This window comes from Sphingomonas sp. 2SG (assembly GCF_005503285.1).
In the GTDB taxonomy this organism is placed as follows: domain Bacteria; phylum Pseudomonadota; class Alphaproteobacteria; order Sphingomonadales; family Sphingomonadaceae; genus Sphingomonas; species Sphingomonas taxi.
Window position 1 is genome coordinate 14,003 of the sequence record NZ_SCMZ01000002.1, and the last position, 26,528, is coordinate 40,530.

General features: G+C 64.5%; 21 protein-coding genes and 2 pseudogenes. 12 read left to right on the top strand and 11 right to left on the bottom strand.

Annotated elements, in window-relative coordinates; genetic code table 11:
- The first annotated feature begins 64 nt into the window (after positions 1–64).
- The 3 genes from FFS23_RS19955 to FFS23_RS01190 all read left to right on the top strand — a co-directional run bounded on the left by FFS23_RS19955 (position 65) and on the right by FFS23_RS01190 (position 3,257).
- Positions 65–709, top strand: a complete 645-nt coding sequence (locus FFS23_RS19955; RefSeq protein ID WP_171009312.1) for an SH3 domain-containing protein — start codon at positions 65–67, stop codon at positions 707–709.
- Positions 710–1,153: 444 nt separating this feature from the next.
- Positions 1,154–2,056, top strand: a complete 903-nt coding sequence (locus FFS23_RS01185; protein ID WP_137897084.1) for a tyrosine-type recombinase/integrase — start codon at positions 1,154–1,156, stop codon at positions 2,054–2,056.
- Between the two features lie 7 nt (positions 2,057–2,063).
- Positions 2,064–3,257, top strand: coding sequence for an IS91 family transposase (locus FFS23_RS01190; RefSeq protein ID WP_137897085.1), 1,194 nt, complete (start codon positions 2,064–2,066; stop codon positions 3,255–3,257).
- Between the two features lie 409 nt (positions 3,258–3,666).
- Here FFS23_RS01190 and FFS23_RS01195 read toward each other — a convergent pair whose 3' ends face one another.
- Together FFS23_RS01195 and FFS23_RS01200 are read right to left on the bottom strand one after the other, a co-directional pair.
- The gene (locus FFS23_RS01195) at positions 3,667–5,910 is read right to left on the bottom strand and encodes an NACHT domain-containing protein (protein ID WP_137897086.1); all 2,244 of its coding nucleotides are present in this window, start codon (positions 5,908–5,910) and stop codon (positions 3,667–3,669) included.
- Complete coding sequence (locus tag FFS23_RS01200; RefSeq protein ID WP_137897087.1) at positions 5,885–6,553, bottom strand: PIN domain-containing protein; 669 nt, start codon at positions 6,551–6,553, stop codon at positions 5,885–5,887. Before FFS23_RS01200 ends, FFS23_RS01195 begins: the two co-directional genes overlap by 26 nt.
- Positions 6,554–6,883: 330 nt before the next feature.
- On the opposite strand from FFS23_RS01200, the gene FFS23_RS01205 reads away from it, so the two are divergent.
- From FFS23_RS01205 to FFS23_RS01220, 4 genes and pseudogenes are all read left to right on the top strand, one after another.
- Positions 6,884–7,084: a hypothetical protein gene (locus tag FFS23_RS01205; RefSeq protein WP_212742885.1), complete on the top strand. Its 201-nt coding sequence runs from the start codon at positions 6,884–6,886 to the stop codon at positions 7,082–7,084.
- A 32-nt stretch (positions 7,085–7,116) separates the two neighbouring features.
- Positions 7,117–9,954 carry an HsdM family class I SAM-dependent methyltransferase gene (locus tag FFS23_RS01210; protein ID WP_212742886.1) on the top strand — a complete coding sequence of 946 codons (2,838 nt, stop codon included), beginning with the start codon at positions 7,117–7,119 and terminating at the stop codon, positions 9,952–9,954.
- Positions 9,954–10,658: a hypothetical protein gene (locus FFS23_RS01215; RefSeq protein ID WP_137897088.1), complete on the top strand. Its 705-nt coding sequence runs from the start codon at positions 9,954–9,956 to the stop codon at positions 10,656–10,658. The genes FFS23_RS01210 and FFS23_RS01215 overlap by 1 nt, the downstream gene beginning before the upstream one ends.
- A 616-nt stretch (positions 10,659–11,274) precedes the next feature.
- Positions 11,275–12,296: pseudogene (locus tag FFS23_RS01220) on the top strand (IS110 family RNA-guided transposase).
- Positions 12,297–12,703: 407 nt separating this feature from the next.
- On the opposite strand, the pseudogene FFS23_RS01225 reads toward FFS23_RS01220, so the two are convergent.
- The 4 genes and pseudogenes from FFS23_RS01225 to FFS23_RS01240 all read right to left on the bottom strand — a co-directional run.
- Positions 12,704–13,039 (bottom strand): annotated as a pseudogene (locus FFS23_RS01225) (amino acid permease); the annotation flags it as partial.
- 30 nt (positions 13,040–13,069) lie between these two features.
- Positions 13,070–16,009 (bottom strand): DEAD/DEAH box helicase, encoded by a 2,940-nt coding sequence (locus tag FFS23_RS01230; protein ID WP_137897090.1) that lies wholly within the window; start codon positions 16,007–16,009, stop codon positions 13,070–13,072.
- Complete coding sequence (locus FFS23_RS01235) at positions 16,006–17,817, bottom strand: phospholipase D family protein (protein WP_137897091.1); 1,812 nt, start codon at positions 17,815–17,817, stop codon at positions 16,006–16,008. Before FFS23_RS01235 ends, FFS23_RS01230 begins: the two co-directional genes overlap by 4 nt.
- Positions 17,814–19,127, bottom strand: a complete 1,314-nt coding sequence (locus FFS23_RS01240; protein WP_137897092.1) for a DUF6361 family protein — start codon at positions 19,125–19,127, stop codon at positions 17,814–17,816. Before FFS23_RS01240 ends, FFS23_RS01235 begins: the two co-directional genes overlap by 4 nt.
- Positions 19,128–19,515: 388 nt before the next feature.
- On the opposite strand from FFS23_RS01240, the gene FFS23_RS01245 reads away from it, so the two are divergent.
- From FFS23_RS01245 to FFS23_RS19960, 4 genes are all read left to right on the top strand, one after another.
- Positions 19,516–20,427 (top strand): HNH endonuclease, encoded by a 912-nt coding sequence (locus FFS23_RS01245; RefSeq protein WP_137897093.1) that lies wholly within the window; start codon positions 19,516–19,518, stop codon positions 20,425–20,427.
- Entirely contained in the window at positions 20,402–22,171 is a 1,770-nt protein-coding gene (locus FFS23_RS01250; protein ID WP_137897094.1) for a class I SAM-dependent methyltransferase, read from the top strand. Before FFS23_RS01245 ends, FFS23_RS01250 begins: the two co-directional genes overlap by 26 nt.
- Before the next feature lie 87 nt (positions 22,172–22,258).
- Positions 22,259–23,044, top strand: a complete 786-nt coding sequence (locus FFS23_RS01255; RefSeq protein WP_137897095.1) for a hypothetical protein — start codon at positions 22,259–22,261, stop codon at positions 23,042–23,044.
- Between the two features lie 138 nt (positions 23,045–23,182).
- Complete coding sequence (locus FFS23_RS19960) at positions 23,183–23,347, top strand: hypothetical protein (protein ID WP_171009313.1); 165 nt, start codon at positions 23,183–23,185, stop codon at positions 23,345–23,347.
- A gap of 64 nt (positions 23,348–23,411) precedes the next feature.
- Here the strand turns inward: FFS23_RS19960 and FFS23_RS01260 are convergent, their stop codons facing one another.
- The 3 genes from FFS23_RS01260 to FFS23_RS01270 are packed head-to-tail and all read right to left on the bottom strand — an operon-like array spanning position 23,412 to position 24,826.
- Positions 23,412–23,804 carry a hypothetical protein gene (locus FFS23_RS01260; protein WP_137897096.1) on the bottom strand — a complete coding sequence of 131 codons (393 nt, stop codon included), beginning with the start codon at positions 23,802–23,804 and terminating at the stop codon, positions 23,412–23,414.
- Entirely contained in the window at positions 23,801–24,637 is an 837-nt protein-coding gene (locus FFS23_RS01265) for a hypothetical protein (protein ID WP_137897097.1), read from the bottom strand. The genes FFS23_RS01260 and FFS23_RS01265 overlap by 4 nt, the downstream gene beginning before the upstream one ends.
- Positions 24,638–24,646: 9 nt before the next feature.
- Positions 24,647–24,826 (bottom strand): hypothetical protein, encoded by a 180-nt coding sequence (locus FFS23_RS01270; RefSeq protein WP_137897098.1) that lies wholly within the window; start codon positions 24,824–24,826, stop codon positions 24,647–24,649.
- Positions 24,827–24,952: 126 nt separating this feature from the next.
- Between FFS23_RS01270 and FFS23_RS01275 the strand changes: the two genes are divergently transcribed.
- Positions 24,953–25,561, top strand: coding sequence for a hypothetical protein (locus FFS23_RS01275; protein WP_137897099.1), 609 nt, complete (start codon positions 24,953–24,955; stop codon positions 25,559–25,561).
- Between the two features lie 28 nt (positions 25,562–25,589).
- On the opposite strand, the gene FFS23_RS01280 is transcribed toward FFS23_RS01275, so the two are convergent.
- Together FFS23_RS01280 and FFS23_RS01285 are read right to left on the bottom strand one after the other, a co-directional pair.
- Positions 25,590–26,210 (bottom strand): hypothetical protein, encoded by a 621-nt coding sequence (locus FFS23_RS01280; protein WP_137897100.1) that lies wholly within the window; start codon positions 26,208–26,210, stop codon positions 25,590–25,592.
- Positions 26,210–26,500, bottom strand: coding sequence for a hypothetical protein (locus tag FFS23_RS01285; protein ID WP_137897101.1), 291 nt, complete (start codon positions 26,498–26,500; stop codon positions 26,210–26,212). Before FFS23_RS01285 ends, FFS23_RS01280 begins: the two co-directional genes overlap by 1 nt.
- Between the last annotated feature and the right edge of the window lie 28 nt (positions 26,501–26,528).

Sequence of the window (26,528 nt, forward strand, 5' to 3'; positions counted from 1 at the left end):
GGGGAGCCTCATGGCGGTGCGTAGGCAGGTGAGGATGAACCGCACCGGAGGCGGCAGATCGCAGATGGCCGGCACCACGCCGTCGAGGCCTGCCGCTTCCAGGTCGACGGGGGGCGACGAGACCGGTGCCGGTCGTGGCTGCGGCGTGGTGCTGGTGATCGCCATCGCCCTCTTTGCGATCGGGAAGTGTTCGTCGAACGCGCAGAACGACGCGACCGTCGCCGAGCCGGTGGTCGGTGCGGCAGGCACTTCAGAACCGGCCCGCGTGTCCGCTCGGAAACTAAACTGCCGAGCCGAACCTACGTCGTCGGCACGCGTGGTCGAAGCGCTGAGCAGGAACGAGCAGGTGGTGGTGGCCGAGCGTCGCGATGGTTGGGCCGGTCTCACCCGAGCCGGCGGAACCTGCTGGGTCTCGGAAGGCTTCCTTGCGCGTAGCGCCGCCGCTGCGGCCGTCGGCGCAACCCAATCCGGCGGCACGCGCGGTCTGCTGACTGCGGGTTCGGCCGCAGGCGCGTACGACGCCACGCGCGCCGGCGCTCACCACGCGAAGCGTCGATCGACATCGCACGGAAGACGTGGGCGTCGCAGCCGCGGCGGAGGATCCTATTTCGGCGGCGGATGCCCGTGCTCGGGTTCGCAGATCTGCATCGGGCCGCGCGGAGGGAGGTACTGCATCACCAGCGGCGGCAATAAGCGGTACGGGGTTTGAATGGCTAGTCAGACCGTTCTGAACGCGACGATGCGTTCGTGCTATTGAGTAAAGATAATGCTCAAAAGATGCGCTGATGTTCAGTCGAAACGGTAACAGTCGTGTGCGCGCTCCTGCGGCATCTTGTCGTGCAGCCTAATCGGATCGGCCTATCTAACGGCGGAAATATCGATTGCCGTATGTTTGGGATGGTTAGGTCGCCTCCGCAATGGCGAGGCTGGTGGAGAGCGGACCGGCCGCTTTCGGGCCGCGACCACCAAGAAGCGGATGTTCGTTCAGCCGGGAGGGTAGGGGCCTCGAACGCCTGTCAGTGGTGGATGCACGAACCCGCTCCGCGGGATGGTCGTGTGGGGCGAGGTTGAGGTGACGTGCGGGTGTAGCGCGTCGGTTGAGCGCTGCTCGTCACAGGCAGAGCATCGGGGCTCCACGAGAAGGAGCCCCACCATGACGACCCTCATTCCCATCGCCGTCAGCCCGTTGCGCCAGCGCCTCATCGACGAGATGCAGATGCGTCGGTTCGGCCGCGAGACGCAGCGCAACTACATTCGCGACGTCGGCCGGTTCGCCACGTTTCTGAGGCGTCCACCCGACACGGCGACGGCCGAGGAGGTGCGTCGCTTCCAGGTCGAGCAGCGCGACCTGGGGGTGCCGGTGCCGACCATGAACAGCATGGTGTCGGCGCTGCGGTTCTTCTTCACCCAGGCGCTCGACCGGCCGGACCTGGCACGTCGGCTTGTCCGCACGGGGCACGCCCGCAAGCTGCCCGTGGTGCTGAGCCAGGACGAGGTGGCGCGGCTGCTGGCGGCCACCACCTGCCTCAAGCATCAGGCGGCGCTGTCGGTCGCCTACGGCTCGGGCCTGCGCGCGTCGGAGGTGACGGCGCTGAAGGTGCGCGACATCGACAGCGAGCGGATGCTGCTCCGGGTCGAGCGCGGCAAGGGCGGGCAGTACCGCAACGCCATGCTGCCGGCAGGCCTGCTCACCTTGCTGCGCGCGTGGTGGAAGGCCGGGCGGCAGCTGGGCGTCATGCACCCGGACGGCTGGCTGTTCCCCGGCCAGCACTACCTCAAGCCGCTGAGCGCCCGGCAGCTGCACCGCGTCGTCGTCGAGGCGGGCCGGGCCGCGGGTCTGGACAAGCGCATCGGACCCCACACGCTGCGGCACTGCTTCGCCACGCACCTGCTCGAGGACGGCGTCGACGTGCGCGTCATCCAGGCGCTGCTCGGCCATGCCCGGCTCGACACGACCGCCTTCTACACCAAGGTCGCGACTCGCACGATGCGCGCCGTGACCAGCCCGCTCGAGCGGCTGACGGCGAGCGCCCTCGAGGAGAGTCCGCCCGGCTGACCGGGCGTTGCGCGCCTCGCTCGAGGTCGCCGACATCTTCCGCGCCGCCGGTCCCGCATACCGGGCGGCGCGTGCCGGACACCTGAGCCTCGACCAGCTCAAGGTCATGTCGGCGATAGAGACCTGCCGCACCGCGGTCATGGGCGGGCACGTCGAGGCCTGCACCGACTGTGGGCACTGGCGGGTCGCCTACAACTCCTGCCGCAACCGGCACTGCCCGCGGTGCCAGGGCGCGGCCGCGCGCGCCTGGCTCGCCGAGCGCGAGGCCGACCTGCTGCCGGTCGGCTACTTCCACGTCGTGTTCACGCTGCCGGCCGAGGTCGCTCAGGTCGCGCTCCAGAACAAGGCGGCTCTCTACGGCCTGCTCTTCCAGGCGGCGTCGGAGACGATGACGACCATCGCTGCGGACCCGAAGCACCTCGGTGCCCGCATCGGCATCACGGCCGTGCTTCACACGTGGGGGTCGGCGATGACCCACCACCCGCACATCCACATGATTGTCCCAGGCGGCGGGTTGTCGGCGGACGGCAGCCGCTGGGTGTCGTCACGCCCGGCCTTCCTGCTGCCGGTGCGAGTGCTGGGCAAACTGTTTCGCCGCGTGTTCCTGACCCGGCTGATGGCGCTGCACGATGCCGGGCGGCTCGCCTTCTTCGGCAGCCTTGCGCATCTCGCCGACCGGCGCGCCTTCCTGCGTCACCTGTCACCGGTCCGGAAGAAGCGCTGGGTCGTCTACGCCAAGCCGCCGTTCGCCGGGCCCGAGACGGTGCTCGCCTACCTCTCGCGCTACACCCACCGCGTCGCGATCTCGAACAGCCGGCTGCTGCGCTTCGACCAGACCGGCGTCACCTTCCGCTACAAGGACTATCGCCGTGCCGGTGCCGAACGGCAGCAGGTCATGACCCTAGCCGCCGGCGAGTTCATCCGCCGCTTCCTGCTTCATGTCCTGCCCAAGGGCTTCCACCGCATCCGCCACTACGGCCTGCTCGCCGGCGCCACCCGCAAGACCACGCTCGACCACGTCCGCCGGCTGCTCGGGGTCGCACCGGCGCCCGCAGACGTTGCCGAGATTGAACCGCCGGATCTGCGCCCGCCATGCCCATGCTGCGGCGGGCACATGGTCATCGTCGGGACCTTCGAGCGTCGGCGCCAGCCTCGCGCGCCACCCGCCTCGGGACATCTATCCGGGACACAGATACCATGACCCGGCATGGCTTGCTCGCCATCTACCCCGCAGCGCCAACGGTTGCGGAACCGGACGGGCATGTGCCGGTCTCCGCCGCAGGTGCCGTCGGGTCCCATGAAAGCCGGTCATCTACCGGTGAAAAGCTACTTCGCCGCTTGGATCCGGACGGTCTGCATCCACGACATCGCGCGCGCCAATCGTGGCACCCCGGCGCTTAGCCCGGCTGAACCCGAAAACCCCATAGCGCACCGGTTGAGGCCCGCGGGTTCGGGCTTCCAGGACTTTCGTACGCCTACCGGCGCCCGAAACTCTTCAGGAGAGCGGACTGACCCCTTTTGAATCGTGACTGCCGCAAACGCCCGTTCGTTCATACGGACGAGCGGGGCGCCCGAAGGCTGGAGGCGTTGGAAATCGCCTCCTCGCGGTTTTATCCCGGTGCTTTGACCTCACCTGTCAGCTGCCGAAGTTCTCCCCCAAACGCTCGGATCGACGGATCGTCGGTGAGAGAGGGGTCGTCGAGATACGCCAACAGCGCTTGAGGCCGCTTCAGATGCACGAAGGTCGCGGCCTGCCCGGACGACGCGCGAACTTCTTCCCGAACAAGATCGTGTCGCCGCAGAATGTCGAGAAGATCGGGCCAAAGGGGATGGCCGGTCAGCCGCTCCGTTATGGCGTCGGAATGCTCGCGAAGCCAATACCCGCGATACCGCAGAACCTTGTCGAGCAGGCGAACAAGCTCGTGGTCGCGATCGATCTGGTCCATGACAGCATCTTCCACGACGGCCCCTTCGCCGCCGCGTGCAGAAAGCCACAGGTCGCGCATATCGCCCGTGAATAGATCCACCTTGCCCGCTGGTGTCTCCACCTGCACGTAAGCAGGCTTCAGCGTCGGCGACACGCGGCTGAGGGAATCCATCAACACGCCGCCGACCGAGCCACCCTCGAACACCACGGCTTCTACGCTCGATCCCCTAATGTCGAGCTGGTTGATGTCAGTGTTTCGAATGGTCACGGGGGCCGCCCAGCCGCGCACGACTGCCTCGTCCACGTCACGACCGATTAGCGACAGGTCCGGCAGCACCTCGGCGAGCGGGAGGCAAGCGATGAGAACCGCGGCAAGGTTCCGCGGTCCGCGGTCCACGTGCGGGTAGCGAGCGAGGTGCTCCGTCGCGTGCGACACAAAGGCGGGCATCACTCCCGGCTCCCTGTCAAACACGTCCTGCGTCGCATCAGAAAAGGCGGCCAGGAAGTCCGTCCCAAGGATGTTGCGACGCACGAACTTGGGCAGCTCGCCATCGGCGACAGCACTGATCGTCGCATTCGCGAGGAAGTAGTTCTGGAACTGTCCGTGCGCGAAGCGCAGGTAGCCCCGCCGTTCGTCCACGGTCAGGAAGACCATCGCCAGTGCTCGGTTCTGCAGAAGGCGCGACACCTCCTCCGGTACACCTTCGTCTACTACGGACTCAGCCAACCAGCGGATCGTGGTCTCGTCCAAGGCTTCGGTCTGGTTCTCCGCCATCTCCCGCGCGACCTCGCTCAGGAAGCGGCGGATGAACTCGTCGCGCTCGTCAACGTCCATCGCCGCCTCGACCTGCGCGTGGAATTTGTCCCTCTCGCGCTCCACCATCGCGTTGACGAGGAACGAGAGGGTAGGACCGAACTCGTTGTTCGCGACCGCACCCGCCAGATCCGCATCCGCGATCTTAGACAGAAAGAACGGTCGAAGAGCGTAGGACCCTTCAACGAAAAACTCGGACAGGAGCTCAAAGAGATCATCGCTCCAGCCCTGGCGTCGAAGCCAATCCCGCGCCGACCCGACGTCCGGAAGGCGCAAGGTGAGGGAATCCACCACCTGACGCTCCGCATCGAGCGAGTTCAATTTCGCAAAAAGCCGGTCTCGCCCGATGAACGACTCACGGCCGGCGAGAATCATTGTGCCGCCGCGCACCTGCTGCAACAGCTCGTCAACCTGCGCCCAAGCGTTCGCATACCCGTTGGGATCGCCGAGTTCATCGAAGCCGTCGATCGCGAGGGTAACCAGACCGTGGCGGACGAGGATCGGCAACTGGTCAAACGTCACCGATAGCCGCAGGCGCTGCAGGCTGAAGGCTATCAAATCCTGCAGGAAGGTCAGTATCCGACCGCGGCTCTGGACGTGCAGGACCAGGGGTCGCTGATACTGCATGAAGCTGCGTGCTCGACGGTAGGCCAAAGCCTCGATCAGGAACGTCTTGCCGATCCCCGCTGGACCGTCGATCAGCATGACGTCCACCAGCCGACCAGCCGGCCCTGGCTTGCTGGCTAGCAGGTCGTCCAGCGCGTCGGTCCCGGTTACGCTCTTGATGCTGGCCACGTAACCCTGAAGCTGGATCAGCGGCTTCTCCTGCCCGGCGCGCTCCAGCACGGCTGCCTGGACATCGGCCCATTGTCGGAGCTGGCCGAACCGCTCGGACGCGAGCAGCGCGCGATAGCTCGCGTGGTTGATCGTCACGTCGTCGACGGTTTCCGTGACGGGACCATCGCCTCGCGCTTCGAAACGGAGCGTCGTGGCCCGGCCGAGCCGGATCATTCGTACGAGGTAGTCGACACCGCTTTCAAATATCGACGGCGGATCGACCCCGAGGTCCGAGAAGACGGCGAGTTCCTCAAGCAGCTGTGCGGACTCGACCATGCCAGTTCCCCTTCAATGCCATATCGTCCAACGCCAAGCTCCTACCGCCGTGACCGGCCCTCAGCAGGAACGCCCTTCCGCCCGACGCCGACATCCAGGCCTCCGCGGTAAAGAGAGGAGGCACGAGGTCCGTGTCTTCAGCCACCACCATCACCACCGAGTCGGGATCGCTCCTCGCAATGCTGAGCAGGTCGGCGGCGATCGCGGTGTCCACCATCTTCTCCTCGAAACCGGCACGCCGTTCCGCGCGGCGGTAGGTGCCCGGCAGATGCACCGAAGGCTTACCAACCTCCCGCCGAGGCAACGCATCGAGGAGAAGGTCACCGAAGCCCACGTTATCCTCGATGACCACCGTGGCGCTCGTGGACAACGTCGCGAAATCGGCGGCCGCGATCGCAGCGGTCGCGGCGCGCTTGCGATCCGTCTCCTCGAACCCCTTGCGCCAACCGTGATACAATCTCAGCGAGACGCGGTATCGCGTTCCCTCCTCCAACGCAGTGAGCGCGCGACCGATCGCCCTAGCGGTCATGGTCAGGGTGGTCGACGCCTGCCGCTCCATATCTTCGATGGAGAGAGCTTTGCAGTTCCGAATTTGCGAGTTCCAGTCAACCAGAGCTATGACGCGGCGGAACGCAGCGGGCATCGTCAATTCGATCCCTGTTCAAGGCGCCGCACGCTCGATCTTGACGGCGCTAGACCAGAGAAGCACCACGTCAGTCCCCAAGAACGGGCGATCATCACGCTCTGAAGCTGCTTGGTCATCGCCATCAGCTTAGCCGACAAGTCTGGAACGGCAAGACCGGCGGAGAGCTAGCGGGTGGCTCGATCGCAATGCCGCCGCATTTGTGTTCAGACACAGAAAGACCGAAATACGGCTTTCGGTTTAAACTGATAAGCGGTAAAATGGCTAACCTGATTTCTGTGTGGAAGAATGCGTTTGACATCCTTACGCTGCCGGCGAGAAAGGCGCGCGGTGACGGACGGAGCAAAGGAAGTGGCGGGAGATGCAGGTAAGCAGCCGAAAACAGCGGCTGCCGATCTGCAGACGCTCAATTTCAAGGTTCCGCGTGCCTTCAAAAAGGCTTTCAAGCTTTACGCTGTCGAGCACGGCATCAGCATGATCGAACTGCTGCGTGAGGGTTTCGAACTCAGCAAAAAGAACCGTAAATCGTGACGCGCTCACGGGCCGCAGGCGGGCTGGCCGTAATGGAACTCTCGATGGTGAAGGCTATCGATGGCCTGACGCACGGGATTCAACCTGCCGAGGGCTTCGTTGCTGTCGAGGGCTATGACAAATCCGGCCGGCCGCCTGCAGAAGTTGTAGTGATGGAGAAGGCTGCGGAATATGGCGCTGACGCCGTATTCTTCGAAGCCGACACGCCCATGCAGCACGGTGCGGCACAGGCGTTTATCTTTCTGTCCGATGGGCCGGCGAATGATCCCGCTTTTGCAGCTTTGCATAAGCGGCTGTGGAGTTGGGGCGGCGTTCCCCTGCTGTACCGGCATACACCCGGACTGGTTCAGCTTTTTCGCTGTCGCCACAAGCCCGACTTTCTAAATTCCGGCGGTAATCTTATTTGCAAGCCGGTCAAGGTGCTAAAGTTGGCGGGGCGGATCGCCAAGGCCCAGGCCTGGTGGTCTGCCGAGCAACTTTATAACGGCACCGTCTGGGACGACGTTAACACCGAGAAATTGCTTCTCTCGCGCGAGGCGGCGGCGCATCGCGCGCTCATCAAGGCGGTTGAGACGCTGCACGAGCGATTAAAGAAGAGCGATCTTCAGATTGATGCCGCGCTCGCGCGAAAGTTGCTGATCCTCTCGCTGCTAATCGCATACCTTGCCGAGCGCGGAGCCCTTCCAGAAGGCTACTTCGCGACGTTCTGCGAAGGTACCTCGACCTTCGGGGAAGTGCTGGCGAACGGGCCTGAACTTGTGAACCTCCTCGCGGATTTAGAGGGTAAGTTCAACGGCGGCGTTTTTACACTCGACGAGGAGCACAAGCGGTTTTTGATCGATGGGACCGATCTAGGCGAGTTTCGCCGGCTGATCGAGGCCCGCGAAGATGGCGACGGGCAGCTCAGCTTCTGGCGCAGCTATTCTTTTAGGGATCTGCCTGTCGAGCTCATAAGCCATATTTACCAGCTATTTGTAAGCAATACGAAAAGCAGCGTCTACACGCCTCCAGCGCTTGTCCGGCTGCTCCTCGACGAAACGCTGAGCCTGTCTCGCTTGGATCGTCTAATTCAAAACGATGAGGTCATTTTCGATCCGTCATGCGGCTCGGGCATCTTCCTCGTGGAGGCGTACAAGCGCCTTGTGCTGCATTGGCGAAGCCGCAATCAATGGGCCCGGCCCACGCCAGAGATCCTGCGTGATCTGGTTGGACGTGTCTGTGGCACAGACCTTGAGAAGGGGGCCGTCGAACTGGCGGCATTCAGCCTTTCGCTAGCGCTGTGCGACGAACTGACGACCGAGCAAATCCTGAAGAGCCGCAAGCTTTTCCCGGAGCTCATCCAGAAAACGATCTATCATAGCTGCTTCTTTCTATTTGTGCAGGCAGGCACTTTTAGCAGGAAGGTTGGCGTAATCGTCGGCAACCCGCCGTTTGCCTCCGCGCTTGACACGCCCGGTGCGGTTACGAGCTGTGCAAAATATAATGAGGATCACAAGGCGCTTCCGGATAAGCAGGTAGCCTTCCTGTTCCTTCAGGACAGCATGAAGATGCTCGCTCAGGGCGGGGTGCTGTGCATGATCCAGCAGTACAACTTCCTCTACAACTCAGGCGCGGAAAATTTCCGGCAAGGCTTCTTTGCCGAATGGGATGTGCGTGAAATCCTCGATTTCGTGTCTATTCGCGGGCTGTTCGACGCTGCAGACACCAAGGCTGTCGCCATCGTCGCGGAGGCGTCCGCCGTTCCGGCCGGCCGAAAGATTCTCCATGCGGTGTTTCGTCGAACCCCGCGAGCACGAGCTGATCTGCGCTTCGAAGTCGATTATTATGACCTGCACTGGCTGCCGCGCTCGGAAGTCCTCAAGGATAGCAGCATCCTGCGCTGGCGCTCCGGGCTGCTTGGCGGTGCACGCGTACTGGCTGTCTCTAGGCGTCTTAAAACCTATCCCACCCTGCAAAATTTCGCCGACCGTCACGGATGGAAGTACGGGGAGGGCATCATCCAGGGCAGCAGCGGAATATCGCGCGAGGCGGCGCATATCGTCGGCAAGGACTTCATGCCTTCGGAAGCACTCGGCAGCCAAGGCATCGATGAGAACCGGATAAAGGTCATGCCACGGCGTCCCATCGAAGTGCCGCGTACGGCCGCGATTTTCAAGCATCCTCTATTGCTCGTTCGCGAACACATGGATCTTCAGAATGCCGTATGGGAGGGCAGTGTACTGACCTATCCCGATCAGATCGTCGGCTTTTCGGGTACGGACCCCAAGCCTCTTCGCAAGGTGTCGGAGTGGATGCGAAGCAATGCCGCCGTTCTACAGGGTTTTGTTGCGGCCAACAGCGCCAAGCTGTTCACCAAAAAAGCGACTGCGATAGCGTGTTCCGATGTTTACGAGCTTCCTTTTCCGCCGGATGGTAAGCTCGACCTGAGCGAGAACGAGACGATCGTGCTGAAAGACATCGCGGTCTACTATCGCGATTTTCTGCGCCGGGGATTCCATTCCGCTGCAGGTGAAGCGGCCGGTGATCTCAAGAGTTTTTCCGATCTGTTGTGCCGGCAAGTGAACGCGGTCTACTCCGGCAATCCGTTGCGCGCACTTTCAGTGCAGCGTTGGCCCGGAATTCTGTGTCAGGTCTTCGTGTTCGGTGACGGTGATCTCGATTGGGCGGGCGATGAAGAACTTTCCGATCATCTGAATGCTCTCTTGCACGCCAAACAGGGCATCAGTCTCTCCATGACGCGCATCGCCCGAATTTACGATGGTCGGTTCCTGTTTCTGATCAAGCCGAACCGCAAACGCTACTGGCTCAGGTCGATCGCGCTTCGTGACGCGGACGATCTTCTCGCCGATCTGCGCGCGCAAGGCTTTTGATGCTGGCCGATAGTCCCCCGCTTGGCGCTGTCGGAGCGTTCGATGAGGAATTGCATGAGCCCTCGACCTTTCTGAATGCCATCCTGGAGTTCATCGGTCAGCAGTTGACGGCGTGGAGAGATGACCCGAAGCGCAAGAAAGTCACAGCCGAGACAGCGCTCACGGCGCAGCTTTGCCGGTTTCTCAATGGGGCGACGCGCAAATCGTGCCTCGATCATATCAATTTTCAAACCGAGGTTCCTGATACCGTCAAGGGTAACCGGACCCTTGACCTGGCACCTGCCCCGTCCCGATGCACGATCTGGATCGGGGGTCGAGAGTACTCCTATTACGATGTCCTGATCCCAATCGAGTGCAAACGCCTTCCAACGCCCAAAAGCAGGACCCGCGAACGCCGCGAGTATCTTCACACATTCGTGAAAAAGGGCGGCGGCGTGCAGCGGTTTCGCGAAGGGCTGCATGGCGCCGACCACGAGATCGGCGCGATGATCGGCTATGTTCAAAGCCGCACCGCGGCCAAGTGGTTCGCAACCTTGAACTGTTGGATCGCGGCGTTCGAACGAAAGGCGCTTGGGTCTTGGTCGAAGGCTGAGCAGTTGCATTCAAAACTGGACTTTCCTTCCGAACGTCGGCTCACCGCTACATCCAATCATTCGCGCAACGGCTCTCCGATTGAGCTTCGCCATCTGCTCATCGAGATGTAGGCCCTCAGCGATGCAGCATGGCGCCACCAAGATGTGGCTTCAGATACGCCCAATGCCGAGCGGACGGCAGCACTTTCAACGGACTGGCGGATTGATGGGCCGGATGGCTCCCGGGCGCCGCGATGCCGATCTCGCGGCCCAAAGTCGACAACTGCCCCTGCACAGCGCGGGCCGGCTGTATCAGATCGCGATCGCCGTCTTTACACCGACGACAACGACATTAAGGCGTGATCTATTGCCACCGGGGTTCACGATATACCGGTGATTTTCGCCAATCTCGTCCAATGGCAGCTATCTCAGGTCGCCCGCTGCAAACCTGCCAGTCTCTTCCCGGCCCATCTCCAGTCGCGCTCCGACGGCTCGTCGGGGAAAGCGCTGGACGTCCGCTTTTGGCGAAACCTGCCGATCGACGCGTCACATGGTAAGGGCAGGAAAGTCCCATTTCACGTCGTTCCGCGCCAGCCTCCGCGGCTCCTCGGGGCTCAATCAAGTCACATGAATGAACGAGCGAAGTTCGGAAGTGCAACAGGGCCGCTGAATGGCCGAAAGTGATGACGTGGACGGCTCTCCAACCCTCCCGCAGAATGATCTGCGGAGAGCCGGAAGGAGAACCGCAATGGGAAGCGTCACGACTATAGGTCTCGATCTCGCGAAGAACGTGTTCCAGGTGCATGGCGTCGATGCCGAGGGGGTGGCGGTGATCCGTCAGAGGCTGACTCGTGGGCGCATGCTGAAGTTCTTTGCCAAGCTACCGCGGTGTCTGGTCGGTATCGAGGCCTGTGCAACCTCGCACTATTGGGCACGCGAGCTCGTTGCGCTCGGCCACGACGTGAAGCTGATGCCGGCTCAGTATGTGAAGCCGTACGTCAAGCGGGGCAAGAACGACGCGGCCGATGCGGAGGCGATCTGCGAGGCGGTGACCCGGCCGACGATGCGCTTCGTCGGCATCAAGTCGCCCGAGCAGCAGAGTGCAATGATGCTTCATCGTGTCCGTCTGATCCTCAATCGCCAGCGCACGCAGCTGTCGAACGCGATGCGAGCGCATCTGGTCGAGTTCGGGATCGCCGCGCCGATCGGTAGGAACGGCATCGAGCAACTTCTCGATGTGATCGCGGACCCTGCCGACGAGCGTGTGCCGGCCGATGCACGGTTCTGCCTGGAGATGCTGGCGGCTCAGCTGCGCATCGTAAAGGAGCAGATCCTTGAGAACGACCGCCGCATTCTGGCAAGCGCGCGGGAGACGGAGCTCGGTCGCCGGCTGATGGAGATACCCGGCGTCGGCCCGCTACTCGCCAGCGCTATCGTCGCCACCGTGCCCGATCCCGCGATCTTCCGCTCAGGTCGCAACCTCGCAGCGTGGATCGGCCTGGTGCCGCGGCAGAACTCCAGCGGCGGCAAGGACCGGCTCGGCGGCATCACCAAGGCTGGGCACCAGTACTTGCGCCAAATGCTGATCGTCGGCGCCATGGCCGTGGTCCGATATGCCGAACGGAACGGCGCGAAGCGGCCGTGGCTTGTCCAGCTCCTCGCCCGCCGCAAGACCAAGGTCGCAGCGGTTGCGCTCGCCAATAAGAACGCCGTATGATCTGGGCAATGATGGCCAGCGGCGAACGCTATCGCGAGCCGCAGGTCGCGTAAAGAATACGACGCGGGCGACCGCGCCTGACGAGGTTGGAAAGGGCGAGCAGGAGCTAATGCAACAAGCCGGTTGAACCGCCGGATCGGGAAAACCCACAATGACCCAAGCGCATCAAGCGCGTGAAAGTGATCGGGACCCGAGACGCGCGAATGGCATTACGGCCAGCGGCACCATCTGCCGCACAAACAGGTCGGACACATGGCCGCACCAACCAGCAACGCGAAGCAACTGTTCAAGCTTGCCAACGGAGGGCCGTCCACACATGGGTCACTCTGCCGGTACTGCTACTCAGGCGAGCGTACCTTCCGGTCAGGCCAGTGCGGCGACCAACTCCGCCAGCTTGGCGACCGTGTTCATGTTTGAGGCCGTACCCTTTTTTCGCACGGTATGCGTAGCCGGGCGTTGGCCATACGCCCGGCGTGCGGAAGGACCGGTGGCGGTGCGGATCGCGGATCCGGAGGACCATCACCGAGACCGCGACTAGCAGGAAGGCGAACAGCGTTCCGGCGTTCGAGACGTCCACGAGCTGCCCGACCGGGAGCAGCGCGGCGGCCGCAACCACGAAGATGCCGGTGATGATCGTCATGCGGTGCGGCGTCTTCCACTTCGGGCGGACCTCCGCGAGGCTGTCGGGGAGCAGCCCGTCCCGCGCTATCACGAAGAAGATGCGCGTCTGGCCGTAGAGCATCATCAGGATGACCGACGGGAGCGCCAAGTTGGCCGCGAATCCCATGATGTCGCCCCGTATCTTGGGAAACCACGCGGAGCCTGGCTACGGCGCTATTTTCGCAAATCTCGAGATGGCGGAAAGATCAATCGCAAGGCTGCGCGCGTCCTCGCCTTCGGCCCCCACCCGCTTCAGCATCTCGAGGAACGCTTCAGGGTCTGGCTGGCCCAGCGCGAGGCGGTAGTAGAGCAAGTCCTTGAGCATCTGCTCCTCTCTGGCGGACCTCAGGCTGAACCGCCAATCGAAGCTGATGCTCTCGGGAAGACCCGCGTCGGGCAGCCACCAGCGTTCCAGGCCGGTGTCGCCAGAGGGCTGCTCCCGCGCGACCTGAAGCAGGCTGGAGAAGGGGCTGCCCTTTTCCGCCCGTGCTAGCGCGGCATCGCGGTGGCTGCCGGCGAGCGACTGCCTGACGGCGAGGCTGCCGAACCGGGCTATCCGGCCTTCCCGCTGTTCGAAGTCCACCGGGTCCGAGGGAAGGTCCCAATGCACGATGCGACGGCACCAGAGGTGGAAGTCTAGTCCTTCCTGGCCGACGGACGTCGTGCACAGGACATGTGGCCAGAATGGGGAGTTGAAGGCGCGGCGAAGCGTGTCGCTGCGCAGCCTCCCGCCCTTCTTCTTTCCCGTGCGCCTCTGCTCGCCTCCAGCGAACGGTGCCACCGCCTGAACGGGAACCCGGTGCCTTCCCTTCGTCCGCTTGAACTGCACGAGACCGGGGCGGTCGAGAAGGCAGCTGGAGAGTTGCTCCACGATCTCCAGCCCACGTGCGTCGCCGAGTTGCCCGACCAGGCAGATCTGCTCATCCAGCACGGCCTCGAAGCCGCCCTTGAGCATCGCCTCGCACAGCGCGTCCGGGTAGCGCGGACGCGGCGAGGCCGCGAGGATCAGCTCGGCGAAGGAGCGATGTCCGAGATAGCTCCGCAGCCGGTTCCACGCGAAGTCGAAGACGCGCGCGTATTCGCGCTTCAGGTTCTGCGGGATGCCGTGCCGGTTGACGCAGCGTGCGACGATCGATCCCGGGGCGGAGACGATGTGGTCTGCTAGAGCGGCGAGCTCAGCCCGCGAGATGGACGCGATCGGCTGGATTGACCTCCAATCCTTCGACTTGCCACCGGTTCGAGTGCTCGCGGCGAGCGAGACGACGCGGTTGAATGCCTGCGTGGAGATTCTCCGCTCGATGCCGCAGGCGACGATCCAGGTCGGCCTCTTCTCGTCGCCGTCGAAGCGCACACCTTTCCCGGCGAGGAACTCCTCCAGCTGCTCCTCCGCCTCCAGCCGCACTGCTTTCAGGCCCGCCTTGCTTGCCTTTATCGGGTCGATAGCCAGGGATAGGTTCGGCCATTGCATGAAGATGCCGACCAACGCGCCTGTCTCGCTGCCGCCGGGCCTGAGGAAGGGCGCCTTCTTGCCGTGGCCGCCGACGCCTCTCGTGAGATCAATCGAGAGCAGCGCTGAAATGGAGGTTGGCGCTCCTCGCCACTTGCTGAACAGGAGCGTCTTCCCGGGATGCGTCCGCTTCGAGGACCAGGGGCCTTCTAGCCGCCACCATGGCACCGTTGGCGGCTGCCACGGCAGCGCGAGACTTTCAGATCCTCCCGCTATGTCCGAGAGCACTCGCAGCTGGGGATGGGCCAGTCTCCCGCGGCCGGAGCCGGCCTCGAAGGGCGGCGCCTTCGCGTCCGACAGCTTATCCCAGACCTTGTATCCATGCAGGGTCTGGGCAGGATAGGGAATCGAACTCCACATAGCGGGCGCCCAACCCGCGAATTCCTTGCCGCAGTTTTCGGCGAGGTGCCGGAAGAGCATCAGGTCGCGCGCCTCGATGTCGACCGGATGATTGTCGCGCTTGAACAGATCCTCCTTGTGGACGAGCGCGCGCTCGGTGCGCGCCATGAGCGGCGCTAGCAGCGTCTCCAGGCGGGATTTTGCCTTGAGCACTTGCTCCCGCACCACTTTCGGGGATCCAAGCGTAGCGAGCGCGTCGTGATAGTCCCGCATCGCGGCCTCCACCGTCACACGGCAATCGGGATCGTCCGCGAGGAACCCGGTCAAATCGACCAGAGCCCGGTAGTGTTCGACAGGATGCATTTCCTCGCCGGTGAGCCGCCGAAGCCGGTAGGGTGTTGCGGAGAGCAGCAGGACCGCGGGCTTCTGCTCGCCGTTCAGGAGTGCATTGACGAGAAGCTCGTGCACCCGCGCGCGCTCACGCTTGAGCCGGTCCTCCGATGCGTCCGGCCGCGGGATGATCAGGTCGGCGTAGCGATGGAACTCGTCCAGGATGACAAGGTCGGGACGGACTGTCTTCGAGCGCAGGGCGGCCAAGGCGAGCGCGGAGCGGAAGCGGGCGATAAATTCCGCGAGATCGACGTTCGTTGGTTCGAGCCAGGCGATGATGGCCTTCTCGAGGTTCCCGGTCTGACAGTCGAAGATGTCGCGGAGCGCGCGTTCGATGCCGATCTGGGTATAGCCATCGAGGCTTGCCGCCCGCTCGTCGAGTAGTGGACTTGGCTTTGGTCCCCTTTCGCGGTCGAGCCGCATGACGATCGGTCTCAGGAGGTCGAATCTGTCGAGCACCCGGCGGATTACGGCACGCTCGGCCTTGCGGCCCGTCCGAGGGCCAGGCTTCCATCCAGGTAGGCTTGTCTCGGGCGTGAAGGTGAATATGCGATAGCCCTTGCCTTCATCGGGCAGCGCCCCGGGCACGAGCACGAGCCGGTCCTCTCCCGACTTGTAATCCTTCTCGTCGATCTCGGTCAGCGACACGAACTTTAGCCGGTTCTGCCCCACGATCTCCAGGCTGGGGCAGAGATACATGACGTTCAGCCGGCGGCGGTTCTTGCGAAGCCCTTCGGCGACGGAGCGGGCGATCACCGTCTTGCCCAGGCCGACCTCGTCCGCGACAAGGAAGCGTCGAGGTCCATCCGCCTCGAGGCGATCGAGTGCGACCTGGACGGTCCTCTTCTGGAATTTCGCGAGCGTCGTCACGAGCCTGTGCCGATCGCGTCATGGACGGCCTGCAGAAACGGCCGCACGTCCTCCACGTCGGCGAGCGCCGCCGTTCGCTCCTCGTCGTCGGGTATCAACGCGAACACGTCTGCGAAGGAGTCCAGCATCGACATCATTCCCGCTACGCGACTCTCGAACGCCTTGTGGTCGCGGGCCCACGCGGCGAGCATCGTCTCGAGCGTGAAGATCTGAGCCAACTGGCCTGTTGGGTCCCGTGGTCCAGGAGGAAGGCCGGCGTCGGACCAGCGCTGCCCGCCGGTGCCATCGACCCCGTCGAGAAGCGATCGAAGCCAATCGCGGAACCTGTTCGCCCCGACATACCGCGCGAGTAGGGCCCGATCCCTTCGCTCAAGATCGACGCCTTCGACGTCCAGGGTCTGGACCCAGGCGCGGCACACTTCCGGGCCGCCGAGGCTTCGGGCGCGGAAGTTCACCAGGCATGTCTGCTTGCTCGTCGGCGGCGCGTTTGCGATCAGCAGGATGGACCGGTCGCCCGGTTCGATCGCGGACCAGGCCTCCGGGTCGAGGAACGGCGACACCTCGAACCGGGCCAGCTGCAGCGCCTCGTCTTCCCCTCCGCCGATCAGCAGGTGCAGGCCGTCCTCCCTGTAGGAGAGGCTGAAACCGACTTCGAGGAACTGGCTGATGAGGTCGTCGAGTTCGCGCTCCGCGCGCTCCTTTCCCTTCTCCTCGGTTGTGTCCACGTCGACAGGGGTGAGGTCGATGCCGCCATTGACGAACCCGTAAAGTGAATCCGCCAGGGCGGGATCGGTGATGTCCAGGATCGCGACGGCCTCCGCGTTGGGGCCGGTCAGGCCTCGCCCCGTCAGGTTCGCGCTTCCCAGCATCAGTGCGGTGCGGCTGCCCTTCGATACCGCGAGGAGCTTGGCGTGGATTCCGGTCGAGGGAGGATCGTCAAATTCCCCGACCACCTCGTCCTGCTGCTGCTCGACGGATACACGGGCGGCTGGCTCAGGTGCCGCATCGACGCGGAACCGGACCCCGTCGACAGGTGCGCATCCGGCTCCGGCCAGTTCCGTTGTCAGGAGCGAGAAGTCGGGCGCGCCGGCCTTCAGCACCTCGGCGAGGCCACCTCGGTCGATGAAGGGGCTGACCGCGCAACCCCGGTCGGCGCGCGCCAGCAGTGGCGTGTCGATGAAGCGCCGCGTCTGGCCATGGCGGCGCCACAGGATGCTGCGCACGCTGGTGCCTGGAGGGGCCAGCCAGCGCGCGGACTTCAACTCGGCGAGTTCGGCTGCGGAGAGGTGCACGTCCGACAGTAGGTCCTTCGCGAGCCCCGCGATGTCCGGCACTGGCCGCGCGGTTCTGGCTTTCGACGTCACCAGCAGCAGGCCGGCGTCCCGATCAGTCGATCCGGTCAGATTTCTGCTGCCGATCCAGAAGCGCCACTCGACGCCAGCGTCCGAGGCATACCGCACCAGGGCCGTCTTGGGGTGCCAGCTCTCCCTGCGCTCGTTCGAGGCGACGGCGCGCATCATCGTGTCGAGGAGCGGCAGCACTGACCGGTGCGCGCTGGGCGCGACGACGCGGCTCAGCTGGTGCAGGACGAGGAGCTTGCCGCGCACCCTGTCGAACGCCTTAACCAGCCCGAGGGGCGAGGCCTCGAATTCCGTGTCCGCATCGCCGCCGAGCGCGAGCACGAGGCCGAGCATCGCGATCAGGTCGAGCGAGTAGGTCGTGACGACCGCGCGCGACACAGTCTGGCCGGTGATCGGGCGCAGCGCTCCGAAGATCGAGACGCGGTCGTCGCGCCGCCCGAACGTCACGAGGCCTCCCTGACGCACTGGATCATCCCGCGCACGACCGGCCATCGGTAGTCGAGCGGGGTCGCGATGCCCTTCTGCCAGTCGCGGCGGCGCTGCTCGTTCACGAGATAGGCCCGCACGTCCTTCAGGTCGCGCTCCCTTATGGTCAGCGCGTTGGCGATGGCGTCGAGGGGGCGTCGCTCGCGCACCCATTCCATGACGGTCTCGATGAACGCGGCGAGGTCGTTGTCGATGCGGGTCTCGGTCCGGAGCGCTGCTATATCGAGGTCGAGCGCCATGTCCCGGTGCTCCTCGATGAGGCCGGGCAGGGCGTCGGCATGGCGGTGGTCCTCGGCGTTGCGATCCGCGTTGCGCCGCTGCTCGATAAGCGCGGAGTGTGCGGCCCGAGCGATGCACGCCACTGAAGCGGCGCGTTCGGCGAGCGCGAGGGCCTCGCGGTCTGGCTTCATCGCGGCGTTGCGGACCTTCGCCGACCACAGCGATTCCGTCGTGACTCCTTGCTCGATCAGCCTGCTGAGGAGTGGCTGCGTGCCGCCTCTTCCGGCCGCCTCCCAGAGCCGCCGCAGGTATCTCGCCTCGCGCGCGAGAAGCGCGAACTCGAGCTTGCCCGTCTTGTTGCGCCAGCCTGGCGGCGGCGCGGGCAGTCCCTCGAAGAGGTCGGCCGTTCTCGACTTGCCGTCGTCGCCGTCCTCCCTCGTCACCAGGCGCGGCCACAGACCCCTTAACTGGGTTTCGGTCGGGGCTTCGCCGAGGCCGGCGACAGGGGTGGCTATTCGCCACGAACGGAGCGCGGTCCAGTAGATGGTGCTCGCGCGCACGACTGGACGCTGATCCGCCTCGTATTTCGTCCATCCCGAGATGCCCGAACCTTCCAACGTCTCGACCGACTTGATCAGGCGGCGCGAGTATCGCCGCTCTATCTCGAACAGCCGGTCGATCGAGAAGCGCTCGCCAGCCGTGCTGGAGAGCAGCTCCTGGTAGGACCATGCTACGAAGAACACGTATCGGAGCTGGGCGTGCTGGACCGATGTCCCGGGGAAGAAGCGGTCTGCGAACGCGAAGTGGATCGGGGCGAAGCCGAGCTCGTCGCGCGTCCCGTCGGACGAAGCGCTGGCGAGCAGCCGGTTGGCGGCCGCCCGGTCCGCCTCCGACAGCATGAACCAGCCGATCGCGGGCTCGGCGCTAGGCATCATCCGCTCCTGCTTGGCCACCCGCGAGCGGACTTCGCCGGCTGACTTCTTCGCGGTCGAGGTCGGGGCCGCCTCGGCCGCCGTCCCGAGCCCTGGTTCCGGCGCCAGGCCGTAGTTCACAGCGAAGCCTCGGCCTGCGTTGAAAAACGAGGTTCGACCGGGTAGCGGTGTTGTAGACAGCCATAGAAGAGCACGCAGTTCCTCCCCCCGAGAACACCATGAAGATGTCGGGACCGAGTTGACGGAAGAGCTGCGGACGCACCGTGTCCGGCAGAGAAGCCAATGCGGAGCTAGCCAAGAATCACACCCCCGCGGCGAATAGGCCGCAAGCTCCTGATCGGGTCAAGCAGGACGTTTTCGTTTTCAATGGATTACAACAGAATCGGATCGAAGTCCGAATGCATTGGGGACAAGGCGCGTGTCGCTCGACGAGATAATCGGTCGCGGTCATCTCGTTGCTTGCGTTTTAGCTGTCGCACGCTGATGACTGCGCCGTTGGGGGGGGCGGATGAAGGGCGTGTTCGAGATCAGTGGCACGTCCCGCTACGACGACCTCATCGCCGAGCGATACCACTTCCCGCGGGTCTATCTCCGGGTCGCGGAGCGCTTCGTCGGCGACTGGATAGTCTACCGCGAGACGGGATCGGACGGCGGACGCAAGGCCTACGTCGCGGTGGCCCGCGTGCAGCGGATCGATCCGGATCCGAACGACTCCGGCCTCTTCTACGCACGCGTGGCCGACTTCCTCGAACTAGGTCACGCGGTGCCGTATCGCGACAACGATGGCCGCTTCGCGGAGCGCTTCCTCCGGGAGTTGCCCACTGTCTCGGTCGTCGGACGGGCGCTGCGGGGCCGCTCGGTCCGCGAGATCGACGCCGCCGACTTCGTGGCGATTGTCGATTCCGGCCTCAGCAGGACGCTGGATCAGCAGAACGCGATCCGTCTGGAGCTGGAACCTAGGTTCCTCGACCCGGCGACGGAGAGCCTGATCCAACAGCCGCCGACCGAACGCCGGATCGAGGAGATGCTGGTCAACCGCAAGATCCGCGACGCCGCCTTCCGCGGTCTCGTCCTCGACGCCTACGACAGCACCTGCGCCGTCACTGGCCTGCGGATCGTCAATGGCGGCGGCAAGGCCGAGGCTCAGGCCGCGCACATCTGGTCGGTGGCCGACGGCGGGCCTGACGAGGTCCAGAACGGCATCGCGCTATCCGCGACGGCGCACTGGCTATTCGACCGCCACCTGATCAGCCTGGACGACAAGTTCGGGCTGCTCGTCTCGCACAACAAGGTTCCGGCGGAGCTTCGACAACTGTTCCCGTCGTCCGGTCGTCCGATCCGACTGCCGTCCGACGCGCGGCTGCATCCGCGGCCCGAATACGTCGCACGGCATCGTGAGCGGTTCGCAGGTGGGGCCTGAGGTGGCGGACGAAGCTGAGACGATCGGGGCCTATGACGGCGCGGCGGCCGAGCTGGCGGAGAGCTACGACCGGCCCGAGCTTACTGGGGTATACGCAAGTATCGAAAGCCTTCTCCGCGATCCGGTCGCGGGAGGGCTGGCACTCGACGTCGGCGCCGGCTCAGGTCGCGACGCGCAGTGGCTCGCAGACTTCGGATACGAGGTGGTGGCGGTGGAACCGGCCGCCGCGATGCGCGCGGAAGGTGTCAGGCGGCATCCGTCGGAGCGCATCCGCTGGATCGACGATCGGCTTCCGGCCCTGGACGCGGTCCACAGGCTCACGCTCGCCTTCGACACGATCCTGGTAGCGGGCGTCTGGCAGCACGTCGCGCCTGGCGGGAGGGAGCGGGCCTTCCGGAAGCTCGCAACGCTTCTGAAGCCGGGCGGTCTCATGGTGGTCACGCTGCGGGATGGCCCTGCGCCACCCGGGCGTCCGATGCATCCAACGCCGCTCGGGGAGATGGAAGTGCTGGCCCGCTCCCATGGGTTGGAGATCCTTCGCGTCGAACGCGCGGCGGACGCGATGGGCAGGGCCGATGTGTCGTGGACCACCGTGGTCCTGCGCGTGCCCGACGACGGCGGGGGTGCGCTGCCTCTGCTGCGCGGCATCATCCTGTCGGACGACAAGTCCTCCACCTACAAGCTGGGACTTCTGAGGGCAGTCGCGCGTGTCGCCGAATACGCACCAGCCACCGCCCGTCCGTGCGGTGACGCCCTCGATCCGGACGTCGTCGAGATACCCTTGGGCCTCGTCGCGGCGAATTGGATACGGATGTATCTTCCATTGGTGCGTTCGGGGCTCCCCCAGGCACCGGGGAATAGCGGACCTGATGGTCTCGGCTTCGCGAAGTCGGGGTTCAGGGCTCTCGTCGAGCTCGGCGCATCGGCGCAGGATCTTCGGCCTGGCGCGGTGAACTCGGGTGACCGGGCGGCAATGGTCAGGGGGGCGATCGGCGAGGCCGCGGCGACGATCGCGTCGATGCCCGCCAACTTCACGCGCTTCCCCAACTCGGATCGGCGGGTCTTCGGTGCGCAACGCGCGCGCGGGCGTGGACCACAGCGGACTTTGGTTCTCGACGTGCCGACGCTTCGTGGCTGGGGCACGATCACGGTCCCCGGAAGCGTGTGGCGCGCGATGACGCGCTTCGGCGCCTGGATCGAGCCGGTCCTTGTCGCCGAGTGGGCCAGGCTCACGCGCCGCTATGCCGCACGGATGGGGATGGTGGTCGAACCTGGACAGGTGGAGGCGGCTCTCGAATGGCAGGAACCAATGCGGAGCACCGTCGCGGGGCGCATGGCCGCGCAGCGTCTGTTCGCGTCAGGCAGGACTGTCGAATGTGTCTGGAGCGGCCGGCGACTTACAATGGCGAGCCTCGACGTCGACCACTGCCTGCCCTGGTCGGCGTGGCCCTGCGACGACCTCTGGAACCTGCTGCCCGCCGACCGGCGCGTGAACCAGCACCAGAAGCGCGACCTCCTGCCGTCGGCCGCCCTCCTGGCGTCGTCGCGCCCACGGATCGTGGCCTGGTGGGAGTACGCCTGGCTCGAGGACCCATTGCTCGGCCAGATCTTCGTGCGGGAGGCGGCCGCGGCGCTCCCCATCGAGACCAACGCGACCCCGGAGGATGTCTTCTCCGCCCTGGAGTGGCGGCGCCTCCGATTGCGTCAGGATCAGCAGTTGCCGGAGTGGCGACCAGTCCTCTGAATGCTGGCGGCAATCCTAGACTGGTTTCGCGCGCCGTCTGCACAGTTGCCACTCGTCAGCGAGCGCGCAAGGTGGCATCCGACGTCGATGACGCCGCTCACAGTCTATGATCTGACCGCCTTGGGCGCCTGGCTGGTAGATCAGAACTCGCATCCGGATCTGGTTGGGGCGGTCCGGCGGGCGACGGATGTATCGTCCGCCCACCGCGACCTCGACGAGGCGCTGTTGGCCTTGCGGCTGCTACGTCGCCTCACGAGCGGCAGTGACGAGACGGCGCTCGACGATGCGGACCTCACCACGATCGTCGGGTCGTTGATGACGAACGCCGTCATCCTCTACGCGCGCGCCACCGATACCCAGCCTATCGACCGCAGGCCGTGGTTCGGCATCTCGAAGCTACCGCAGTCCCTGCGCGCCGCGCACCGCGAGTTGATGCGGCTGAGGAACAAGGAGGTCGCGCACTTCGGCAAGGGCGAGCCGGTTGACGGCGCCCCGCTGCTCGTCGAGGCCCTGGTGCTGAGGCCTTTCGACAAGGAGCACCCGATCGGTCATCTTTCGAGCCGCGCCCACAACAGGGTGGCGCTCGCGAAGCGGGCCGAGGGCCTCGTCGAGCGGGTGTTGGCGCTTGCTACGCAGGCCGTGAGCGAGCGCCACACCGAGGTCTTCAGGGCTCTCACCGAGCTCGCGAAGAACCACGACCCCGTAATGGCGCGGCTGCGCGCCTTGCCCCTAGCGGACCCGCGACTTCTGGCGGCCGAAGCGCACAGTCAGGAGGGCGCGACCAGGTCGACCTCTGCCAGAAATTATAGCCGCGTCGCGGTGGTCGAGATTCACGACGAGGCCGCGCCCGACGACAAGTCCGGTCCAGTCTGATCGGCCGCGCCCATCGAGATCGCTGTTGCAGCGTCACCGTGCCGCGCTAGTCTTTCGCCATGTGCAATCTCTAGGCTCCTCGCTGTGCGTGTGCATGGCGCGAGTGAACCGTGGGAAGCCCCAGATTATCGTGCGAAGATGGCGCTTCCCGCCGCTCTCGAAGACGACGAGGCCGGGGAGCCCCTCGACCTTCTCGACAGGCATCTCGATGCTCGGGACCGGTTCAACGCCGAAGTGGCTGGCGACCTCGGCTGCGGTGCTGGCGAATGCGTGCAGCCTCGACATTCGACCTTCTCGTTTTGACTCGGAGAAGGGCATTTTTTGAAGCAAACGAAGATAGAACAAAACTTCCCTGGCGGGCCGATCCTCAGATCTCCGCCGATGGCGCTGAATAGGCGTCGCTCTGTTCGCGTCGACGTTCTCGGAAGATGAAATCGCGGGCTTTCTGCTTCGGCCCCCCGGTTGCCGGGGCGAGTCTCTGCGCGATCAGGTTTGCCAGGGGGATGGCTGCCAGGGGAGTGACGTAGATGCCAGCTAGGACCGCAAGCGGCGACATGAAGTGCAGCCCGAAGATGACGCGGAGAAATACTGTGACGGCGAGCAGGACGACAAACGAGACGGCGCCGACGAGGCGTCCCCGGATCGCGAGAAGCCAACACCAGTTCGCAGCGGCCCGAATCCAGGCGACAAGCAGCAAAGGGGCGCCGAACGCCAGCAAGAGCGTGAGGACGAGGAACGCGAGGTCTATCGCCGTGCTCATGCGCCGTCATCCTTGCCACCGGTGGCCGAAGCGGGAGATTCCTCATCCTCGTTTGCTTCGTGCTCGACTTCATCGATCACGATCTCGGGGATGTTCTGGATCACGATGTTGAGGATGACGGCGCTCTCCAGCACGACGACGCCGCCGACCCAGTCGCGGTCGTGCGTCTCAATGTGCGGGATCAGGTCGGGCTCATCGGCCTTGGTGTGCACCACCTGGTAGACGAAGCGTTCCGGGTCCGCGAGACTGATCGACTTAAGCTCGCCGTTGTCTCCCTGGCGGATGGCGGCGACGACACCCTGGTAGCCGATGCCGTATTCGCCGTGCGGCGTGTTGGTGAGGATGTAGGCGATCGGCTTATAGCCGTGGCGAAGCGGTCGCACGACGTGCTGGAACACCCAGCCCTGCGAGCGGACGTCGAATTCGTCGAAGACGATGTCCAGGCCCTGCGATGTCACCAGCTGCCAAGCCAGCAGGCACTCGAAAAGGACGGACATGGCGAAGGCGAAGATCGACGTTGTCGAAGGTTTCGAAGCGCCCAGCGCGAGGCCGACCGCCATGTCGTATGGATTTTGGATGAATGGCCCGAGGGAATGCCCGAGGCTGTCGCCGAGTTGGGCGGCGGCGGCCCAAGCCAGGCTCACCAGCCCATATCCCAGGATGTGCATGACCAGCGCGATGCCGAGGGCGACGAATAGGGCCGTCACCGACGTCAGCTGCAGCTCAGGCCGCTTCGCTCCGTGGTGGACGTTCTGGAAGTTCCAGCTGACCAGGGCCGTGATACCCGGCAGAAGCAGCACGAGCCCTGCGAGAAGGGCGAGCGTGAAGTTCAACTTGGGCTATCAGTCCGCTTTGCGGTCGGAACGAACGCCCCAGCGGCCCGTCGTCGCGTCACGCGTGACCGTGCTGCCCTCGGAATGGCGCCGCTCGTTCGCGAGACGCACGAGTTCCTGATAGCCTCCCACACGACGGGCCGCCGCGGCGGTGTCGCGCTGGTCTCGGCGGGTGGTGATCGTCGACATGTTGGAAAGATAGGTCTTCCTGCTGTTCACGTAAAGGACCTGGTTTGCATAGCGACCGGGCGTTACGTGAAGATGCCGAGATCGACGGAAAGTCGCCACCGTTACGTCCCGTGGGGAAGTCTTAAAATGAGCCAGGAGGCACTAACCGCTTTCGGACGGGCCGACGCACTTCAGTCGGCACTCGGCCTCACGCCGGCGGTGGGCGTAAAAATCGCTGCCATCATCTCGTTTGCGGGCGGCATCGAGTATCATCTGGAACGTGCGCTGTGGCGAATCCGCGGCATCGACCCGAAGGGAACGAAGCCCGACACGGACGCGCGGATGATCACTGACCTCGTCACAATGCTGGAGAGCGCCGCTGCGGCGCAGGCCGATGGCGAGAGGCAGCTTCTGCAGCTCTGGTGCGCCGCCGCGAGGTCGGGATTCACGATCCGGCACAACATCGCGCACGGCGTTCCGATGAGGATCGGCGGTGCATTGGCCTACATGCGCAACCCCCGCTGGGAGGGCGAGCAGCGCAAGCGTGAGTTCGGCGACTTCTGGGTCGAGGACAACACGCTAGACCTCGTGCGGGAGGCGATGGCGACACTGCTGAGGATCATCGCAACCCTGTCCAAGGACGACGACCTTTCGGCCGTCGCGACGCAGCCGGCATTGCGGGCGTTGCGGGCGGCGCGGTCGGTCCTCGGCGAATTCGCCAGCCAGACCTACAATCCCAGCTACGAGAAGTATTGATGACGGTCGCATTTGCGACCGGTCGCGGTCAGCTTACGTTGGTCGGCACCCTCAGCAGCAGGTAGCGGAGTTGCCGCGTGCCTTCGGTCCAGGCGAAATCATAGTCATTCCTGAGCGTGATGGACGGCAGCTTGGATCCCGGGGTTCGGTAGGTCATCACGGTCCCGCCGGCGTATCTGCGCCCGTTTCGGAAGTCAAAATCGGCGGTGTCGGGCGAGTAATTTTCCCAGTCGATATAGTGCGGGTGGTTGGTCGCGACGAGCATGAACCCGATGTCGGCGACGTCGCCGCATTTCTCGAGGCGGGCGATGTCCAGCATCGCCTTGTGCCGGTTGACTGGTTCGGCCTGGCTCGCCTTTTTGAAGAACTTCAGTTCCATCGCGCACCGCCACTCTCGATCGTCGTCAGTCGTGAGCCGAAACCAGATATCGATCCTCCCGCGCCCGGACCCGCCGAGCGGCTTCTCCAGTTCGATCGAGAAAGTCTCGCGCGGATGGACCATCTCCAGGTCGGCGACAGTCATGATGATGCGGCCGAGGTGGAGTTGGAGGGAGGCCTCGCTCTGGACCGGCACGCGGCCGCCTTCGATCTGGTCGAATAGGATCGGGACCGCTTTCTCCACGATCCGCTGCAGCCGGTCGATGGACATCAGCCGAACCGCTCGTGGAATTCGCGCGCCTCGTCCTCGCGCTCGAATTCGAAGGTCATCGAAATGTAGTGGGTGCGCTCGAAATCCTCGCCGGGCCGGTCCGGATCGTGATCACGAACCAGGGGCTTCTGACCATCCCGGCGGTAGTCGCCGACACGGAGCCCCATGCTCTTGTCCTCGATGTTCCCATAGACGAGCACCCAGCCGTGCAGGCGCAAGAGAAACGCGTCGATGGCTTCAACCGTCTCGCCGTCCGCTACTTGGGGAATCGATACATTTAAACTCGCCATCCAATCCTCCTCGGTCGCGGCAGTTCAT